Annotated in this window: 15 protein-coding genes and 7 tRNA genes; 10 read left to right on the top strand and 12 right to left on the bottom strand. The window is 67.2% G+C overall.

Annotated features, from left to right (window positions below; genetic code table 11):
• The first annotated feature begins 45 nt into the window (after positions 1-45).
• Positions 46-1,263 carry an MFS transporter gene (locus A3ES_RS45725; protein WP_040453707.1) on the top strand — a complete coding sequence of 406 codons (1,218 nt, stop codon included), beginning with the start codon at positions 46-48 and terminating at the stop codon, positions 1,261-1,263.
• A 162-nt stretch (positions 1,264-1,425) separates the two neighbouring features.
• Here the strand turns inward: A3ES_RS45725 and A3ES_RS0100255 are convergent.
• From A3ES_RS0100255 to A3ES_RS0100240, 4 genes are all read right to left on the bottom strand, one after another.
• A tRNA-Val gene (locus A3ES_RS0100255) sits at positions 1,426-1,497 on the bottom strand.
• A 19-nt stretch (positions 1,498-1,516) separates the two neighbouring features.
• A tRNA-Cys gene (locus A3ES_RS0100250) sits at positions 1,517-1,587 on the bottom strand.
• Positions 1,588-1,616: 29 nt separating this feature from the next.
• Positions 1,617-1,689: transfer RNA gene (locus A3ES_RS0100245), tRNA-Gly, on the bottom strand.
• A gap of 150 nt (positions 1,690-1,839) precedes the next feature.
• Complete coding sequence (locus tag A3ES_RS0100240; protein ID WP_020384757.1) at positions 1,840-2,709, bottom strand: sigma-70 family RNA polymerase sigma factor; 870 nt, start codon at positions 2,707-2,709, stop codon at positions 1,840-1,842.
• Between the two features lie 116 nt (positions 2,710-2,825).
• Here A3ES_RS0100240 and A3ES_RS0100235 point away from each other — a divergent pair, with 116 nt between their 5' ends.
• Positions 2,826-3,266 (top strand): pyridoxamine 5'-phosphate oxidase family protein, encoded by a 441-nt coding sequence (locus tag A3ES_RS0100235; protein ID WP_020384756.1) that lies wholly within the window; start codon positions 2,826-2,828, stop codon positions 3,264-3,266.
• A gap of 289 nt (positions 3,267-3,555) precedes the next feature.
• Here A3ES_RS0100235 and A3ES_RS0100230 read toward each other — a convergent pair.
• From A3ES_RS0100230 to A3ES_RS0100220, 3 genes are all read right to left on the bottom strand, one after another.
• Positions 3,556-3,627 (bottom strand) — tRNA-Val (locus tag A3ES_RS0100230).
• Between the two features lie 17 nt (positions 3,628-3,644).
• Positions 3,645-3,715 (bottom strand) — tRNA-Cys (locus A3ES_RS0100225).
• A 52-nt stretch (positions 3,716-3,767) separates the two neighbouring features.
• Positions 3,768-3,840 (bottom strand) — tRNA-Gly (locus tag A3ES_RS0100220).
• 177 nt (positions 3,841-4,017) lie between these two features.
• Here A3ES_RS0100220 and A3ES_RS0100215 point away from each other — a divergent pair.
• The gene (locus A3ES_RS0100215; protein WP_020384755.1) at positions 4,018-4,836 is read left to right on the top strand and encodes an aminotransferase class IV; all 819 of its coding nucleotides are present in this window, start codon (positions 4,018-4,020) and stop codon (positions 4,834-4,836) included.
• Positions 4,837-5,072: 236 nt separating this feature from the next.
• Here the strand turns inward: A3ES_RS0100215 and A3ES_RS0100210 are convergent, their stop codons facing one another.
• Positions 5,073-5,633, bottom strand: a complete 561-nt coding sequence (locus A3ES_RS0100210) for a CGNR zinc finger domain-containing protein (protein WP_040453705.1) — start codon at positions 5,631-5,633, stop codon at positions 5,073-5,075.
• A 121-nt stretch (positions 5,634-5,754) separates the two neighbouring features.
• On the opposite strand from A3ES_RS0100210, the gene A3ES_RS0100205 reads away from it, so the two are divergent.
• The 3 genes from A3ES_RS0100205 to A3ES_RS0100195 all read left to right on the top strand — a co-directional run bounded on the left by A3ES_RS0100205 (position 5,755) and on the right by A3ES_RS0100195 (position 7,505).
• Positions 5,755-5,826: transfer RNA gene (locus A3ES_RS0100205), tRNA-Val, on the top strand.
• A 329-nt stretch (positions 5,827-6,155) separates the two neighbouring features.
• Complete coding sequence (locus A3ES_RS0100200) at positions 6,156-7,052, top strand: zinc-binding dehydrogenase (RefSeq protein WP_026162435.1); 897 nt, start codon at positions 6,156-6,158, stop codon at positions 7,050-7,052.
• 60 nt (positions 7,053-7,112) lie between these two features.
• On the top strand, positions 7,113-7,505 hold the full coding sequence (locus tag A3ES_RS0100195; RefSeq protein WP_020384752.1) for a hypothetical protein: 393 nt from the start codon (positions 7,113-7,115) through the stop codon (positions 7,503-7,505).
• Between the two features lie 43 nt (positions 7,506-7,548).
• Here the strand turns inward: A3ES_RS0100195 and A3ES_RS0100190 are convergent, their stop codons facing one another.
• A complete protein-coding gene (locus A3ES_RS0100190) occupies positions 7,549-9,036 on the bottom strand; it encodes an ArnT family glycosyltransferase (protein ID WP_026162434.1) in 1,488 nt (495 codons plus the stop codon).
• A 206-nt stretch (positions 9,037-9,242) separates the two neighbouring features.
• Here A3ES_RS0100190 and A3ES_RS0100185 point away from each other — a divergent pair, with 206 nt between their 5' ends.
• The 4 genes from A3ES_RS0100185 to A3ES_RS0100170 all read left to right on the top strand — a co-directional run bounded on the left by A3ES_RS0100185 (position 9,243) and on the right by A3ES_RS0100170 (position 14,473).
• Positions 9,243-10,358, top strand: a complete 1,116-nt coding sequence (locus tag A3ES_RS0100185) for a GntR family transcriptional regulator (RefSeq protein ID WP_020384750.1) — start codon at positions 9,243-9,245, stop codon at positions 10,356-10,358.
• Positions 10,359-10,447: 89 nt separating this feature from the next.
• A complete protein-coding gene (locus tag A3ES_RS0100180; protein WP_020384749.1) occupies positions 10,448-12,043 on the top strand; it encodes a sensor histidine kinase in 1,596 nt (531 codons plus the stop codon).
• The gene (locus tag A3ES_RS0100175; protein ID WP_020384748.1) at positions 12,040-12,708 is read left to right on the top strand and encodes a response regulator; all 669 of its coding nucleotides are present in this window, start codon (positions 12,040-12,042) and stop codon (positions 12,706-12,708) included. The genes A3ES_RS0100180 and A3ES_RS0100175 overlap by 4 nt, the downstream gene beginning before the upstream one ends.
• Before the next feature lie 220 nt (positions 12,709-12,928).
• Positions 12,929-14,473, top strand: coding sequence for an AAA family ATPase (locus A3ES_RS0100170; protein ID WP_020384747.1), 1,545 nt, complete (start codon positions 12,929-12,931; stop codon positions 14,471-14,473).
• A 387-nt stretch (positions 14,474-14,860) separates the two neighbouring features.
• Here A3ES_RS0100170 and A3ES_RS0100165 read toward each other — a convergent pair whose 3' ends face one another.
• The 3 genes from A3ES_RS0100165 to A3ES_RS0100155 are packed head-to-tail and all read right to left on the bottom strand — an operon-like array spanning position 14,861 to position 17,222.
• Positions 14,861-15,661, bottom strand: a complete 801-nt coding sequence (locus tag A3ES_RS0100165; protein WP_020384746.1) for an ABC transporter permease — start codon at positions 15,659-15,661, stop codon at positions 14,861-14,863.
• The gene (locus A3ES_RS0100160) at positions 15,658-16,311 is read right to left on the bottom strand and encodes a DedA family protein (protein WP_020384745.1); all 654 of its coding nucleotides are present in this window, start codon (positions 16,309-16,311) and stop codon (positions 15,658-15,660) included. The genes A3ES_RS0100165 and A3ES_RS0100160 overlap by 4 nt, the downstream gene beginning before the upstream one ends.
• Positions 16,308-17,222, bottom strand: coding sequence for an ABC transporter ATP-binding protein (locus tag A3ES_RS0100155; protein ID WP_020384744.1), 915 nt, complete (start codon positions 17,220-17,222; stop codon positions 16,308-16,310). The genes A3ES_RS0100160 and A3ES_RS0100155 overlap by 4 nt, the downstream gene beginning before the upstream one ends.
• Between the last annotated feature and the right edge of the window lie 162 nt (positions 17,223-17,384).

The following is a 17,384-nucleotide window of genomic DNA, read 5'->3' as shown; positions in this document are numbered from 1 at the left end:
ACTTCCTGCGCAGACTGCTTCTTGTCACGGAAAGAGAGGCATCGCATGCGCCATCGTTGGCTGGGGACGGCACGCGGACTTCCGCGGGTGTTCTGGTACCTGTGGTCGATCACCCTGATCGGGAACATCGCTTCGTTCGTCCTGATTTTCATCACGTTCTACCTGCACAGCGAGCGAGGTTTCGACCCGGCTCAGATCGGTCTGGCGCTCGCCTTGACCGGCGGCGGTTGCGTCGTCGGGAGCATCGGCGGCGGGGTGCTCGCCGACCGGTGGGGCCGGCGCCGTACAGCGGTCGGCGGCTATCTGATCAGTTCGGCGGCGCTGGCGGGCGCCGGGCTGAGCGGCGGCCTGGTGTCGATCATGGCCTTCCTGGTGGTCATGGGCGCGGGCACAGTCGCTGCGGGGATCGCGAGCAGCGCCATCCTCAGCGAGGTGGTGCCGGCCGAGGACCGACCGCGCGCGTACAGCATCAACTACTGGGCGATCAACGTCGGTACGTCGATCGCGGCTCTGCTCGCACCTGTTGCGATGAAGGCCGGGTTCGCGGTGATCTTCGTGGTCGACGCCATCGGATTCCTGATCCTCGCCGTGCTGATGTGGCGCCTGGTGCCGGAAACCCGGGTCGCGCCGTCGGTGGAGACCGTGGCGCCAGCCGGCGCCGTGCGGACCATCCTGCGCGACCGGCAGTTCCTGCTGTTCGTTGCGCTCTTCTTCGGATTCCAGCTGATCTTCAAACAGAGCAACGCGGGCTTACCACTCGCCGTACAACGCGACGGCCTTGACGCACAGGCCTACGGCTGGATCTACGCGATCAACACCCTGCTGATCGTGGTGGGCCAACTGTTCCTGCCACGCCTCATCCAGGGCCATACGTACTCACGTGTACTCGCCCTAGGCGCACTCTTGGTCGGCCTAGGCTTCGGCCTGACCGGCGTCGCCGACGTCATCTGGTTCTACGCCCTAACCGTGGCGATCTGGACGCTGGGGGAGATGGCGTACTTCGCAGTCCTCGACAGTTCGCTCGCGGGCATGGCGCCAGGAAGCCTGCGCGGCCGGTACTTCGGCTTCTTCACAGCAGCCAGCCAGACGTCCCGACTGGTTGCGCCGTTACTCAGCGGCTACCTGCTGCAGTACCACGGCCAGACGCTTTGGATCGCCTGCCTCATCCTCGGCATGGCGCTCGCCGCGTCGTACTTGGTGACTGGCCGGTCCAGAGAACAACGCATCGCAGAGACCACGAAGTCTGAGTCAGTCCCTGTCTGACAACGACATCAGCCAGCCGGAAAGCCGACCGACGACAGCAACCCAAGCAAAGGGGGTGTGGGTGGCGAAGCCCCCACCCGCGGCAAGCGAAGCGCAGCCGCACAAATGACGAGAGCGACCCGGTCCGCGCTTTCCGCGGACACGAGTCGCCCATCGCTCTCGTGGACGATACTGGGATCGAACCAGTGACCTCTTCCGTGTCAGGGAAGCGCGCTACCGCTGCGCCAATCGTCCTTGTTTTACAAGGTTTTCGAGGTGGAGACGGGATTCGAACCCGTGTACACGGCTTTGCAGGCCGTTGCCTCGCCTCTCGGCCACTCCACCACAGAGTCTCAGCCTACTGACCTGTACCGAGCGAACGACCGGGTTCGAACCGGCGACCTCAACCTTGGCAAGGTTGCGCTCTACCAACTGAGCTACGTTCGCATCGCGCTGAGCTGTTCGAACTGCTCCGAACTGCTCGGTGCGAGAGCAGAACAGTAGCGCACTTTTCCGCAACATCGAAACTGGGTATCCGGGTGTCGGCCGGCCACCTGCGCAGGCGGGAAAATCGCCTCTCCCGTCACACCAGTTTCACTAGTTCTCAAGCATCGTGAGCTCTACGTCCGCCAGGAAGTCCGCGTCGCCGAGCAGTTCGATCGAGCTGATCACGCCGTCGGTGACGGTGAACGCGATCACGACCTGCAGCTCCCCGTCACGCACCCACACGGCACTCGCCATCCCGTCGACCAGCGCGAGCTTCGCGGCCTTCGCGCGACCCGAGAAGGTCTGCGCAATGGCGGTCGCGCCACGCACGAGGGCGACCGCACCCTTGGCAGCTGCGCCGTCGTCGGCGCGCAGTACGACGTCTGGATCGAGCATCGTCAGCAGCGCATCGAAATCACCTGTCCGCGAAGCCGTGAGGAAGGCGGCGACGATCTCGCGCTGCCGGGCCGCATCGGCCTCCGGTACTTCGGGTCTGCCCTGAACCCGCCGTCGAGCCCGACTCGCCAACTGCCGAGCGGCCGCGGGGGAGCGCCCCACGATCGGAGCGATCTCGTCGAACGGCACCGCGAACATGTCATGCAACACGAACGCAAGCCGCTCAGCCGGCGTCAGCGTCTCCAGTACGACGAGCAACGCGAGCCCCACGGAATCCGCCTGCACGGCCTCGAGCTCCGGGTCCGGTACCTCGTGGTCAGCCAGCGTAGGGGAGTGCTCACCAACCACGTGCTCCGGCCGCGCCCGGCGTACCCGCAGCATGTCCAGGCAGATCCGCCCGACCACAGTCGTCAGCCAGCCCCCGAGGTTGTCGATCGCCCCAACCTCGGACCGGCTGAGCCGCAACCAGGCTTCCTGTACCGCGTCCTCGGCCTCCTGCTCCGACCCGAGCATCCGGAACGCAACCGCCCGCAAGTGCCCACGATTCTCCTCGAACCGCTCCGCCAGCCACTCGTCCCCGCCCATGCCGCCACCTTCCCATCCCGCCAATGTCACACCGGGCACCCGGCGCCCGTCATCAGACTGACGAACCCGCTAGGCAAGATGTGACACTGCATCACTCACACAGGAGGAGAGACCCCATGACCGACCCCGCAGCCCGTCCCCTAGAAACCCGCAAAGCCGACACCCTGCGCCGTTTGGACCAGGACGTCGACGCCTGGGTCTCAACAGCATCAGCCGACGGTACGCCGTACCTGATGCCGCTCTCCTTCCTCTGGACAGACAACTCCCTCATCCTGTCCACAGCCCGCAACAACCCCACCAGCCGCAACATCCAGACCACCGGCCAGGTACACCTCTCCCTAGGCGAAACCCGAGACGTAGTCCTGATCACCGGCACGGCCAAACTGGTCGACGACCTCCCCGACCACCTGGCATCGGCCTTCGCCGAGAAGGCCGGCTTCGACCCCCGCGCCTCGAACTACCCGTTCTTCCGGGTAACCCCGCTCACCATCCAGGCCTGGCGAGAAGTCAACGAACTAAAAAACCGCACCCTCATGCTGAACGGCAAGTGGCTATAACACCGGGGCGAGCCACGGTGGGGGCAGGGAAGGGCAGAGCCAGCCAGGCGCGCGAGCTGAAAGCCGGAGCGAGCCACAACAGGGGCAGCGAAGAGCAGCGCCAGCCACAGCGCGTGGGCCGAAGGCCGGAGCCAACCACAGCGCGGTGAGCTGACTGACGGAGGCAACCCAGGCACAGGGGGTGTGGGTGGCGAAGCCCCCACCCGCGGCAAGCGAAGCGCAGCCGCACAAAACGACGAGGGCGACCCGGTCCGCGTTCTCCGCGGACACAGATCGCCCTCGCTCCGAGTGGACGATACTGGGATCGAACCAGTGACCTCTTCCGTGTCAGGGAAGCGCGCTACCGCTGCGCCAATCGTCCAAGATTCAGAGTGTTCGAGGTGGAGACGGGATTCGAACCCGTGTACACGGCTTTGCAGGCCGTTGCCTCGCCTCTCGGCCACTCCACCAGGTGAGAAAGCTGGCCTGCCGACTTCTCGACCAGGAGGATGGCCCTCTCCGAGCGAACGACCGGGTTCGAACCGGCGACCTCAACCTTGGCAAGGTTGCGCTCTACCAACTGAGCTACGTTCGCGTTGCAACCGGGATTTTGTTCCCCTCGGTGCGAGAAGAACATTAGCGCACCTCCGGGCCAGGTCAAAAACGGGGGTCACCTGCTGGTCGACCAGGCGTCATCGGCTCGTCACTCACGGCCTCCCGGGCGGGACCGGGAAGTCCTTCGGCATAAAGTGTCCGGGTGGAAGGAACACGCATGACTATCTGGCTGAACGGTGCTCTTCACGACGATTCGGCCGCCATCTCGCCGCTGGACCACGGGCTCACCACGGGTGACGGAGTCTTCGAGACCCTGAAGATCGTCGACGGGCAGCCGTTCGCGATCACCAAGCACCTGGAGCGGCTGGTCGTCTCCGCGACCGGACTCGGGTTGCCGGAGCCCGATCTGGCGCTGGTACGCGACGCGATCGCGACCGTGGCGAAGGCCGACCCGGATATCGCGTTCGGCCGGCTGCGGATCACCTACACCGGCGGGGTCTCGCCGCTGTCGTCCGATCGCGGTACTGCGGGTCCGACGCTGATCGTCGCGTCACAGGCGATCGAGCGGCCCGCGCCGAGGTCGGCGATCGTCACCGTTCCCTGGGTGCGGAACGAGCGCAGCGCCGTCGCCGGGCTCAAGACCACGTCGTACGCCGAAAACGTCCGCGCCCTCGCTCATGCCAAGGCGCGGGGCGGCAGCGAGGCGATCTTCGCGAACACGGTCGGCGACCTGTGTGAGGGCACTGGCTCCAACATCTTCTGTGTGTTCGATGGCGAGCTCGTCACGCCGACGCTGGAGTCGGGCGCGCTGGCCGGTGTCACGCGCAATCTGGTGCTGGCGTGGTTCGGCGGAGTCGAGCGCGACGTGCCGCTGGCCCGGCTGGCGGAGGCGGATGAGATCTTCCTCACGTCAACCACGCGGGACGTCCAGGCTATCCACCGCGCGGACGACCGCGACCTCGCAGTACCGGGTGAGGTGACCGCGGCCGTCGCCAGGGTCTTCGCCGAGCGCTCAGCCGAGGATCTCGACCCGTAAGGGCACCATCACGACCCGGAAACGACAGCGTCCGGAGCCCCAGCGGGTGCTCCGGACGCTGCTGTTTTGTCTAGGGCGTGTCTCCCAATTCCCTGCGTGCTGCGCGGCACTCGGCACGGCACCTCGCCGCACTGGAGCAAAGGCCACGATGGAAAAACATCGAGGCCTTCACTCCAGCACGCCGAGCTACCGCACCGAGCACCTGCTCGCTACTGCAGGGAATTGGGAGACACGCCCTAGTCGCCGGCGGACTTGCGGCGCTCGCGGTACGCCGCCACGTGCAACCGGTTGCCGCAGGTGCGCGCGTCGCAGTACCGCTTGGAGCGGTTCCGTGACAGGTCGATCAGCGCATCGTCACAGTCCGGTGCCTCACAGCGACGCAAACGTTCGCGTTCACCCGCCGAGATCACCTGGGCGAGCGCGATCCCGCACTCGACCGTGATCCGGCAGGTCAGCGACGCGCCGTCGCGCGAATAGTGGATGTGCCATGGGTGACCGTCGTGGTTCGTCAGCCGGGGCGTCGTCGTACCGCTCGCGACGATCGCGTTGATCATCGCCGCCGCCTCCGCGTCAGAGGCCGTCGTGAACACCGGCGCGAACAGCGGCCGCAGTTCCCGGACGTCCTGCAGATCGGTCTCGGTCAGCTGGCCCACCGCGCTGAACTCGCGCTCGTGGACGAACTTCTCCAGATCCTCGAGCGTTCCCATCGTGTCGACCTGGCTACTCGGCCCGGGCAGCGTGTTCACCAGTTGAACCAGCGTGCCGAGCGCGTGCTCGGTGTCGTGCGAGAAAGTCACAATCACGTCTCCAACGCGACGGGGTCTCCGTCTTGCAGCAAGAGTAGCCCGGTCGGATTCGTACGTCGCGGATCAATGCGCTATGGTTTCACCCGCAACACAGTACGGCGCAAGCAGATCCGGGCGATTGGCGCAGTGGTAGCGCGCTTCGTTCACACCGAAGAGGTCACTGGTTCGAACCCAGTATCGCCCACGCGATCGATGAGCGGCTTGTGTCCCCGGAAAGCGGGGACCGGGTCGCTCGCTTTGTTTTGTGCGGCTGCGCTTCGCTTGCCGCGGGTGGGGGCTTCGCCACCCACACCCCCTTTGCTGTGGCTGGCTCCGGCTGTCGGCTCACCGCGCTCTGGCTGGCTTCGGCTTTCTCTCACCGCGTTGTGGTTGGGTTCGGCTTTCCCTCACTGCGCTGGGTGTTGGCCTGCTTGGGCAGGAGATTTTGCGCTGGAGTGAGAGGTCTCGTGTTCTGGTGGGCAGTTGGGCGTTGTGCGCGTCGAGGGGCTGCGTCGCGTAGGTACTGTCTTGGGGGTGCTTGCTCTTACTAAGGCAGATGCGTCCGTCCGGCTGACCACTGTTGATGAACCGGTGCCTCTTGCTGATCAGGCGGTGGTTCGGGTGCGGGCGTTCTCGTTGAACCAGGGCGAGGTGCTCGATCTCGCGAAGTTGCCGGACGGATCGGTCACCGGGTGGGATGTGGCGGGCGTTGTCGCGAAGGCTGCGGCTGACGGGAGTGGTCCGGCGGTCGGGACTCGGGTTGTGGGGCTGGCGTGGCGGCGGGGTGCCTGGGCGGAACTGGCTGCGATTTCGACGAAATGGATGGCCGTGATCCCGGACGGCGTATCCGATGTACAAGCTGCGACATTGCCCACGGCCGCGCTGACGGCGTTGCGGTCGCTCGAGATCGGTGGGCTCCTGCTGGCCAAGCGGGTGTTGGTCACGGGTGCGACGGGTGGGGTCGGGCGGTTCGCAGTACAGCTTGCGCAGTTGGCCGGTGCGCACGTCACAGCTCTTGTACGCCGTGCGCCGGTGACCGGATTGCCCGGCGCCGATGTGGTCACCGAGCGGATCGAGGGTGACTTCGACCTGATCGTGGAAGCTGTCGGAGGTGCGGTCTTCGGCCAGTCCATCGAGCACCTGGCACCGCGTGGTGTCGTGGTCAGTCTCGCTACCCAGGATGTGGATGAGCCGGTCAGCTTCCGGGCCGGGTGGTTCTCCCGTTCGCCAGGAGCGCGGATCTACACCCTCAACAACTTCGACGAACCGGGGAGCGTCGCCGCCGAGCTGGCCCGGTTGTGCGATCTGGTCGCCACGGGTCGCCTGGACGGTCAGGTCGAGCTGGAATCCTCCTGGCGGGAGACCCCGACCGCGATCGAGGCCTTGCTGGACCGCCGGATCACCGGCAAGGCAGTCCTGCACGTCGACTGAGCCGCTCCCATGAACCGCCAGGTTAATCTGGTCGAAGGCGGTTGAAGGAGAGGCGGGGGAATGGGCGTCTCGGTATCGGTTCGGATAGCCGCGGTGCTGTTGTGGGTCAATGCGGTCGGCTTCGGGGTGTTCTGTTTTCCGGCCATCCGCAATCTGTTGATGGGGCGGGATGTGCCGATCGTCATGGGGTTCAAGGCTTACGGTGGCGGGCCGTTCGAACGTATTGGGCTCCAGACCAGTGTCGGCCTGCTCGTCGCGTTCCTGCTCGTCTGCCTTGGTGAGGGCGCTGCGGGCTGGTTGTTGTGGGGTGGCGACAAGACGGGGGCCATCCTGGCGCTCGCTCTGCTGCCGGTGGGTGCCGTGTTCTGGTGGGGCTTCGCGCTGCCGCTTGCGCCGGTGTTCGCCGTCGCGAGCATGATCCTCATCCTGCTCGACTGGAGCAGCCTCAAATGACGGTTGGCCCTGGACGAGTGGCAAGGGCTGCCACGAGGCGCAGCTAGTAGTACCGGCGGAGGCTTGGCCAGAGTTGGGACCAAGGGGCAGTGGTGCCGCTGCAGAGGACTAAGGCCGTGCCTTGTTCTTCGTTGTCTATGGAGATGCCGTTGTCGACCGTGCCTACCTGCGTGCAGTTGGTGAAGTGGTTTTCGTAGCCGGGGCTGCGTTGCTGCTCCACCAGGAGGACTGGGCCGTCCTGCATGTCGGCCGGGTGGGGCCAGTCGTGGAAGCTCATGTGGCCGGAGTACGGGGCGGGGAGGCCGTAGGCGGGGCCGTACTTCGTTAGGGCGCCGGCCTCGCCGTAGTTGCCGGCGAAGATTACTGCCCGGGCTCGTTGAGCTTCGGGGATCTGTTGCCAGGCTTGGGCTACTGACGCCGCCAGTTCAGGCCAGCCGATTTGTTCGCCTTGCTCCTTGTTGACGGGGATGACGAAGTTGACCGCCGAGGCCGGGAGTACGGGCAGCGTGAAGAGGGCCGAGGTGAGGGCCGTCAGGACTAGGCCGACAGCTAGACCGGTACGGCGGGCTGCGGTGCGTCCGGCGGCTGCCCAGTCGATCGTGGGTTGGCAGCCGGCTGCGACTAGCACCAGGAGCAGCGGGAGGGCGTAGTACGACTTGCCGCCCAGGGCCAGTACTACGACGCAAAGCACCGGGTACGCGAGTGCGACAGGCCGGGCCCAGCGGAGCGTGGGGGAGCGCCAGAGGCGGACGAAGCCGGCTATCCACAGCGGCACCAGGAAAGGCGACAGCTGGAGGAGCTGCAGCGGGATGAACATGACGCGGTTCTCGGTGCCGTCGTCCTCGCTGATGCCGCCGGCGACGGTGAGTTGCGGCCAGTCGTGTGACGCCTGCCAGAGCAGGTTGGGCGCGGCGATCAGGCAGGCCACGAGGACTCCGGCGAGCAGCCACCAACTGCGTAGTACCGCACGTGGTCCCGTGATGAGGACTGCGATCAGCAGCGCGCCCAGAGGGAGGACCACGAGGTACTTGTTCTCCAGGGCGATCCCGGCCGCGATGCCGAGTGCGAGCCACCAGCGCCCGTCGCCGGTGCGGAGCAGCTTGATCGCCAGCCACGCGATCACCATCCACGCGAGCAAGTCGTACGTCGCGGTCGACGCGAGGTGGCCGACGCCCATCAGGAAACCCGAGACCGCGGCACAGCCGGCAGCCAGGATCTGCGCTCGCCGCTCGGCGCCGAACTCGCGGGCGATCAACGCGACCACCACGACAGTCAGAGCGCTCGTGATCGTCGAGATCACCCGCAGGCCCATCGGCGTACTGCCGAAGATGTCGGTCGAGATGCGGACCAGCAACGGGGTCAGCGGCGGCTGGTCGATGTAACCCCAGGCCAGATGTTCGGCCGCGACGAGGAAGTACAACTCGTCGCGATGGAATCCGTACCGTCCCGACAAAGCCGTCAGCACCGCTGCCAAGGCCAGCGCGATCCCGGCCACCGGCCGAGCAGCAAACCCCACCCCAGGTCGGTTCATCTGGGCATGCTGTCAGTCCTTGCGGGTCGCCGGAAGGCTTTCGACGTTAGTTCAAGAAGTACGGGGCCTCGTCGCGGGGAAGGTGGATGGCCCGACCCGCGAGGGAGTCGTCGGTGATACAGGTTGGTATAGGTCAACCTGCCTTGCCTCAAGGCGTGGAAGGCTGGTTTGGTATATCAACCTGACCGACCAGGAAGGCGAACACCGTGGTTCTGCTGTACGAGCGGATCAGCACGCACGTGCTCGAGGAGATCCGCAGCGGTGCGCTCGGTCCGGGCGACCGGGTCGCTTCCGAGATGGAGCTGGCCGCGCAGTTCGACGTCAGCCGGATCACTTCGAAACGCGCGCTCGAGGTACTTCGGGAGGCCGGGCTGATCGAGCGCATCCGTGGCAAGGGCTCGTTCGTGGTCAAGCACCTGCCCGACCTGGAGGGAGTGACCACGCCGCTCAGGGGAGCGCTCCCTCCGGTGCGGCGCAATCAGGCGCCGGGTTCGATCGCGCTCATCATCCCGGACGTGTCGGAGGCGTACGGCCTCGAGTTGCTGCAGTCGATCGAGGAGAGGTGCGCAGAACATGGCGCGAACTTGATCGTACGGCGTACGCGCGGCCGTCAGGCGGACGAGGAACAAGCTGTGGAATCGCTGGTCGCGACCGGGGAAGTGGACGGGCTGATCGTGTTCCCGGTGCACGGCGACTTCTACAACGCGAGCCTGTTGCGCCAGGTCCTGGACGGGTTCCCGATCGTCGTGGTCGACCGGCACTTGTCTGGTATCCCGGTCTCCGCCGTCCACACCGACAACGTCGCCGCCTCGCGTGCCTTGACCGAGCGGCTGCTCGATCGAGGGCACCAGCAGATCGCGTTCGTGTCGCCGCCGCCGCTGAACACGTCCAGCATCGAGGAACGGCTGGAGGGGTTCCGGGCTGCCTTCGCCGAGCGGGAGCCCGGCAAGTACCAGGCGCATCAGCTGACGGAACTGCGCAGTACGTTGCCCGGGTCGTTCACGCCAGAGAGCGTTCGCTCGGATCTCGAGCTGATCCGGGCGTTCCGGAGTCGCTTCCCCGAGGTGACCGCTTTCGTCGCCTGTGAGTACAACCTGGCCAGGATGGTGGATCGGGCACTCGACCGGCCGCGCGATCTGGTGATCAGCTGCTTCGACTCGCCGGGTGACCCGATCGCCGGCCCGCCGTTCCTGCACGTCCGGCAGGACCAGCGCGAGATGGGCAAGCAGGCAGTCGACCTGCTGCTCGCCCAGCTCCGCGGCGAATCGGTCCCGAAGCTGTCCCTGGTCCCCTTCCAACTGATCGATGCCGAGCGCAACTGACCCGTCGGCGCAACTGAACCGCGGCAGCAATGCCGGCGACTGACTTTCGGCAGTACTGCAGGGAGCGCTCTCCTGTGTAGCTTCGGGGTGTGAACTGGACGCGCGCGGGAGACTTCGGGCTTTGGGCCGGTCTCTCGTTCCTGGTGTTCGCGGAGAGCGGTGCCCGGCAGGACCCGCTCTGGATGCAGGCGAGCTGCGTCGCGGTGCTGGCCGCGGCGATCCTGCTCCGGCGGTCGCGGCCGGTGATCGGCCTGAGCCTGGTGATCACCGCCGAGGTCGTGATCCTGGCCGTCAGCCTCGGCACGACGCTGGGCGTTCCGATCGCTCTGGTCCCCGCGATCTCGTTGCTGAGCTACGTTTCCGGCCGTCGCGAGACGCAGTTGCGGCAGTTCGTGATCATGTCCTGCTGCCAGCTCTCCGGTCTCCTCGTCCTCAGCTTGATCGTGCGCCCCGCCGTTCCGGTCACCGAGACCGTGCTCAGCTGGTTGCTGATCCTGCTGCTCTCACTTCTCGTCGTCGTGCTCCCGTGGCTGATCGGCCGGTACCGCGCACAGCAGGCGTTGCTCGCCACGGCCGGCTGGGACCGCGCCGAGCGGATCGAGCGCGAGCACCGGATGGAGATCGCACAGGAGCGACTCAGAGAGCGCTCCCGGATCGCCGAGGACATGCACGACTCGGTCGGCCACGAACTGAGCCTGATCGCCTTGCGAGCGGCCGCCCTGGAGGTCGACGCGGATCTGCCCGACCGCCATCGCCGCGCCGCTACCGAACTGCGCGAAGCAGCCGCCACCGCGACGGAACGGCTCGGCGAAATCATCGGCGTACTGCGTGACGGCGAGGCGTCGGTCGTGCCTGCGCAGGAGACCGTTGGGGAGTTGGTCGACCGCGCGGCCGCGTCCGGGCTGGCGGTGAAGCTGGTCCAGGAGGGCAATGCTGAGCTGTCGCCGATGGTCGATCGCGCTGTTCATCGCGTCGTCCAGGAATCGCTCACCAACGCGAGCAAGCACGCACCCGGCGCCGAGGTCACCGTCACGGTGTCTCATGCGGACGACCAGGTCGAGGTGCACGTGACGAACACCACCGCTCCGAATCCCGGGACGGGGACGGGGACGGGGACGGGGACCGCCACGCAAGGCGGCCGGGGCTTGGCGGGACTGGCCGAGCGAGTGCGGCTCGTGGGTGGCACGTTGACGGCGGCACCACGTAGTACCGGGGGATTCGGCGTGCTGGCCCGGATCCCGCAAGCCGGCGGACGGCCTGAGCCCGAAGTACCGGCTGAGTCCGCGACGGCCGACGAGCGAGCCACCGTACGCCGGAACGCGCGGCGCGGGTTGATCACCGTCGTCGCGGCGCCGGTGGCGATCGGGGCCGTCGTCGGATTGGTTGCCCTCGGCTACTACTTGATCGTCGGCTACAGCTCGATCCTGCGGCCGGCCGACTATCAGATGATCCAGCTCGGTCAGTCGGCCGACCAGGTCGAGCAGCATCTGCCGGCCATGCAGATGGTCGATCCGCCGAGCGGCAGGCTGCCACAGCCGAAGGAGTGGAACTGCCGTTTCTACCGGCCGGACGCGCCGTTCTCGATCAACTACGCCTACCGGTTGTGCTTCCACGACGGAGTTCTGGTGGCGAAGGACATCGTTGCGACCGGTTCGGTCCAACCCACCCCCGAAGGGACACCGTGACGATCAAGGTACTGCTGGCCGACGACGAGGCGATGGTGCGGGCCGGGGTCCGCGCGATCCTCGGCTCGGACGAGAAGATCGAGGTCGTCGCCGAGGCCGCGGACGGGCAGGAGGCCGTGGCGCTCGCTCAGCGTCACCGGCCGGACGTCGCCGTACTGGATATCCGGATGCCGCGGATGGACGGCCTGGCCGCCGGTGCCGAGATCAGGCGGACCGTTCCGGACACGGCGGTGGTCATCTTGACCACCTTCTCCGAGGACGCCTACATCGCGAAGGCACTCGGCGACGGCGCCAGCGGCTTCCTGCTGAAGTCGGGCGATCCGCACGAGCTCATCGCGGGGCTCAAGGCGGTCGCCGGGGGAGCGGCGTACCTGTCACCGAAGGTCGCCCAGCGGGTGATCGCCGAGCTTGGCGCGGGGACGGGCGGCGGCCGGATGGCGCGGGCCGCGGCGGCGAAGGAGCAGGTCGACGTGCTCAGCCCGCGCGAGCGCGAAGTACTGGCTCTGGTCGGTGCCGGTCTGTCGAACGCGGAGATCGCAGGCCGACTGTTTCTGGTCGAAGGCACGGTGAAGGCCTATGTCAGTGCAGTGCTCACCCGGCTCGCGGTGAAGAACCGCGTCCAGGCGGCGATCGTTGCCCATGAAGCGGGACTGGTCACGGATTGACCGCAACCGGCCAAGGACCCGGGACGGCGGCCTTCGGCGGGCAGTATCCGGGTGGCCCACCGACGCTCCGGCGGGTGACATCGCCTCGACACCCGGTCATGGGATAGTGGACCTTTCCCGGGCGGACGGTGCCTGGGATGTGTCCAGGCAGTACAACCCTTCACCAGGCCCAGGGGAGCGGCAGCCCCGCCCCCTCTCACAGAATTGGGGGATCTAGGTCGTGACCGACTCGCACAACTCCGGACAGCACAAGGACCGGGAAGCGGCAGCGGCCGAGGTCCGGAGGATGTGGCAGCCGACCCCGTCCTGGACCCAGCCGGATCCCAACCCGGGCGGTACTACGCCGCCACCGGCCCAGAACCCGCAGGCCCAGCCGCCGCGCGGCAGCCAGGCGACACCCGACCCCGAAGAGGCCGAGGACGCAGTCGAGGAAGAGCATCAGCCTGACGCGCTCTCCGGCGACTCGTGGTCCCAGCCCGCACCGCCGCCGGCGCCCGCCGCCGACCCATGGACCAAGGCGCCCCAGGAACAGGCCGCCGACCCGTGGAGCAAGTCAGCCGGTCAAGACCAGGCCGGTGACCAGTGGAGCAAGCCCGCTGGCCAAGAGCAGGCCGCTGACTGGAGCAAGTCGGCTGGCCAGGAGCAGGCTGGTGAGTCGTGGAGCAGGACTGGCGCCAAGGAGCCCGCAGCGGATCCGTGGAGTCAGCCTGCGGCTCACGAGCCCACGTCACACGACCCGCAGGGCCAGCAGGCTCCGCCGTTGTCTCCTGCCGCTCAGCACTTCTTCCCGCAGGGCATTCCGGGCCAGCACGCGCCGCAGCCCGACCGACAGGTCTCGTACCGCGCAGACGAGCTGCTGCAGGCGCTGCCGTTGCCGCGGGAGGCTCCGGCCGAGAAGGGCGTCCGCAGCGTACTGCGGCTTCGCCCCGGCACCTCCGAGCGGCTGGAGCGCATTGCACGCGCTACCGCGGCGACTGCCTTCCGGCGGCCGGTGACGGTGACGATCGCAAACCCGAAGGGCGGCTCCGGCAAGACGCCGACCACGCTGCTGCTCGCCGGGGCGCTCGGCCAGGCGCGTGGTGGCGGCGTAGTGGCTTGGGACAACAACGAGCTGCGCGGCAACATGCACCTGCGGACGCACGACACGAACAGCCGCTCCACGGTGACGGATCTGCTGCAGGCGATGCAGATGCTCACCCAGCCCGATGCACGGCTCGGTGACGTCGGTGCGTACCTGCGACACCAGGTGTCGGGCCAGTACGACGTACTGACGTCCGCGACGACGACGTACGCGCAGATCGAGGCCAAGGACTTCGACCAGATCCACCGGCTGCTGAGCCGCTTCTACAAGGTGCTGGTGATCGACACCGGCAACAACGAGGGTTCCAGCAACTGGCGCGAGGCGATGAAGGCCTCCGACGTCCTGGTCATCCCGATCAAGTGGAAGAGCCTGTCCTGCGCGGCCGCGGTCCAGATGCTGGAGGAGCTCGACCACCAGGGCCCCGACGCGCAGCGGTTGATCCGGCGCGCGGTCATCGCGGTCAGCAATGGCCCCGGCGACGTCAACAAGGAGGTCGAGAAGCAGCTCCGCCCGTACTTCGAATCGCGCGCGGCCGCCGTCATCGACATCCCGACCGACCCGCACATCGCCGCCGAAGGACCGCTCGACCACTCGGCCCTGCAACCAGCCACCCGCCGAGCAGCCCTGGAACTGGCCGCCAAGGTGGCCGAGCAGATCACCATCGCGCTCAACGTCCCACGCTGACAACACGCACAGCGGGGGTGACGGCCATCAAGGCCATCACCCCCGCTGCGTTGTTCGGCGGGTTAGAAGAACTCCCCCCAGGAAGTGTCAGAGGGGTTTCGGGACGCACCCCGCCTGCCACCCCGTGAACCGGCCGCCGCGACGAGCTTTCGGACAAGGGCGTGACGCATCCCGATACTTCCTTCCTGAAGGGTGATCTACCGCCGCCAAGCTCGGCGCGGTGACTTCACCCTGCCAGCGCCCCCAGCCGCTCAGCCACAACCAGAAAGCCGACGGCAAGGCACCAGAAAGGCCCCAGCAAGCCCAGCTTCTAAACGAAGGCTGTGACGCCTTCGTATGTCGCTGTGGAGGCGGTGCGGCCAGTCGCGGGCGAGCACGGCCGTTCCTTCAGGCCGCGTCGCGCTTCTGCAGGATCTTCAAACCAGCCCACAGGCCGCCGACGGCCCAGAGCACCAGTACTACGAAGCTCACGGTGGGGGAGAGCGGATCGGCGGAGCCCGACAGGAAGTTCTGGCCGGCGCCGCCTGGGAGCAGGGCGGCGCACCAGACGAGGGCTCGCAGGCTGCTCTGAGACATCATCATCGGCACCACGATCAGTAGCAGGAACGCCGCCGTCAGCGTCCCGGCGGTACTGCGGATGACGAACGCGATCCCGGCCGTGAACAGCCCGGCCAAAGTCAGGTACGCCGCCAGCGCGAGCAGGTCGACTACCAGCGCGGCCAGATCCCAGTCAGCCCATTCACCCATCGCCAGGCCACCGGCGATCGCCCCGATCACTCCGAGCAGCAGCGCATAGCCGAACAGCACCGGCGCCAGCACGATCGCCTTCGCGAGCACCACGTTCCGGCGTACCGGAGTCCATTGCAGGGTCGAGCGGATGCTGCCGGTCGCGTACTCCGAGGTCACCAGCAGCATCGCGAAGGCCGCGACGATCACCTGGACGATCATCATCGCCGACATCGCGACAGTACCGACCGCCGACTTCTCCGCGATCGCGCCCGGCGCGAGATGCGTGTTCTCCCACGCTCTCGAAAAACCGAACTGCACCGCCAGCAGGCCGGTCAGGAGCACCGCGGCCACGATGTTCAGCCAGCTCGACCGGACCGTCCAGAGTTTCGTCCATTCCGAAGCGACCGCGTTGCGCAGCCCGCTCGACCTCTGCTGGACGGTGATGGTTGCCGTGGTCATCGTTCTCCTGCCTTGATGAGATCCGTGTCAGTCTCGACCTGAGGTTCAGGGGTACGGCGTTTGGTGCGCTGGTGCCTGATGACCTCGACGAGCAGCGTCACGGTCAGGGCGAGACCGATGCCCAGGGCAACACCCTTGAGTGGGTTGTCCTCGAACGCCTTGCCGCCGAGGTAGCCGACCAGCGAGCAGTACAGACCCCAGCTGACTGCGGCGAGTGCGGCGAAGAAGGAGAAGTTGCGCAAGGGATAGCGGACGGCTCCCATCGTCAACGTCACCGCGGTCCGGCCGCCCGGGATGTAGCGGGCGACGATCAGCACCAGGCCGCCGCGTTCTTCGAGCGCGTTGCGCGCCCAGCCGGCCATCTTGTGCCGCTTCGTCCCCGGTTCGAGGCGGTCCAGCAGACGGCCGCCCGCGCCCCGGCCGAGGCCGTACGAGACGTGGTCGCCGAGGAAGGCACCGGCCGCCGCCATCGCGATCACGACGTACAGGTTGGGTTCGCCGGTGGCGGCGAAGACGCCGGCCGTGATGACGAGCGTCTCACTCGGGATCGCGGGAAAGAACCCGTCCAGCGCGGCGAAGCCGAACAGGGCGAGATAGATCCACCACGACGACATCAGTTCTTCGGTGAAGTGCAGGATCGCGTCGCTCATGACGCCACCACGCCGTACTGGACGCTGTCGGCGGTCAGCTCCATGTAGGCCTCCTCGAGCGAGGCGCGCTCGGTGTGCAGCTCGTGCAGCCGTACGCCGAGTTCGTGCGCGAGATCGCCGATCCGCTCAGCCGGTACTCCGGCAACGATGAGCTGACCTTGTAGCGACTCGACCTGCTCCGCCTCGGGCAGCAAACGGTCGCGGAGCTGGGCGAGGTCGGCGACGGCTGGGATCCGGACCCGCACTGTGCTCCGGGAGGAGCCCGCGATCACCTCGGCGATCGGGGCATCGGCGATCAGCCGCCCGCGGCCGATCACGACGAGCTGGTCGGCCGTCAGTTGCATCTCGCTCATCAGGTGGCTGGACACGAAGACGGTCCGGCCCTCCGCGGAGAGCTGGCGCATCAGCCGGCGTACCCAGCGGACGCCGTCCGGGTCGAGACCGTTGACCGGCTCGTCGAACATCAGTACCTCGGGGTCCCCGAGCAATGCGCCGGCGATCCCTAGTCGCTGGCCCATGCCCAGGGAGAACTGCCCGGCGCGCTTGCGTCCGACCTCGTCGAGTCCGACGACGGACAGCACCTCGTCGACCCGGCTGACCGGGATGCCGTTGCTGCGCGCCATCGCGACGAGGTGATTGCGGGCAGTACGGCGCGGATGCAGGGCCTTCGCGTCGAGGAGGGCGCCTACCTTGGCGAGCGGGACCGGCCATTCGGCGTACGGGCGGCCGTCGACGAGGGCGCGGCCCTGGGTGGGGGTGTCGAGGCCGAGGATCATCCGCATCGTGGTCGACTTGCCGGCGCCGTTCGGGCCGAGGAAGCCGGTCACCCGGCCGGGGGAGATGGCCAGGTCCAACGCATCGACGGCGGTGGTCTCGCCGTAGCGTTTGCTGAGTGCTTCGAGGGTGATCACGCGGAGCCCTTCGGAGTTCGGAGTGTGACTACGAACCTAGAAATCGAAGGCACCCCGGCACATCGGACTATGGGAGCCACTTACCCCTGACTTTCGTCAGGTCGGCCTCCCCCTGTGGATGGGCTGCAACGGCCCGGCGTCCGACTAGATACGATCTGCGAT

It is taken from the genome of Kribbella catacumbae DSM 19601 (genome assembly GCF_000372465.1).
GTDB lineage: Bacteria > Actinomycetota > Actinomycetes > Propionibacteriales > Kribbellaceae > Kribbella > Kribbella catacumbae.
The sequence above is the reverse complement of the archived record's forward strand: the minus strand, read 5'-3'. Positions and strand labels throughout refer to the sequence as shown.

Bases quoted from the DNA above. Each gene is read 5' to 3' on its own strand.
- A3ES_RS0100235 (WP_020384756.1), top strand. From the start codon at position 2,826: ATGACCGACCCCGCAGCCCGTCCCCTAGAAACCCGCAAAGCCGACACC.
- A3ES_RS0100240 (WP_020384757.1), bottom strand. From the start codon at position 2,709: ATGGGCGGGGACGAGTGGCTGGCGGAGCGGTTCGAGGAGAATCGTGGG.
- A3ES_RS0100195 (WP_020384752.1), top strand. From the start codon at position 7,113: ATGGGCGTCTCGGTATCGGTTCGGATAGCCGCGGTGCTGTTGTGGGTC.
- A3ES_RS45725 (WP_040453707.1), top strand. From the start codon at position 46: ATGCGCCATCGTTGGCTGGGGACGGCACGCGGACTTCCGCGGGTGTTC.
- A3ES_RS0100190 (WP_026162434.1), bottom strand. From the start codon at position 9,036: ATGAACCGACCTGGGGTGGGGTTTGCTGCTCGGCCGGTGGCCGGGATC.
- A3ES_RS0100165 (WP_020384746.1), bottom strand. From the start codon at position 15,661: ATGACCACGGCAACCATCACCGTCCAGCAGAGGTCGAGCGGGCTGCGC.
- A3ES_RS0100160 (WP_020384745.1), bottom strand. From the start codon at position 16,311: ATGAGCGACGCGATCCTGCACTTCACCGAAGAACTGATGTCGTCGTGG.
- A3ES_RS0100215 (WP_020384755.1), top strand. From the start codon at position 4,018: ATGACTATCTGGCTGAACGGTGCTCTTCACGACGATTCGGCCGCCATC.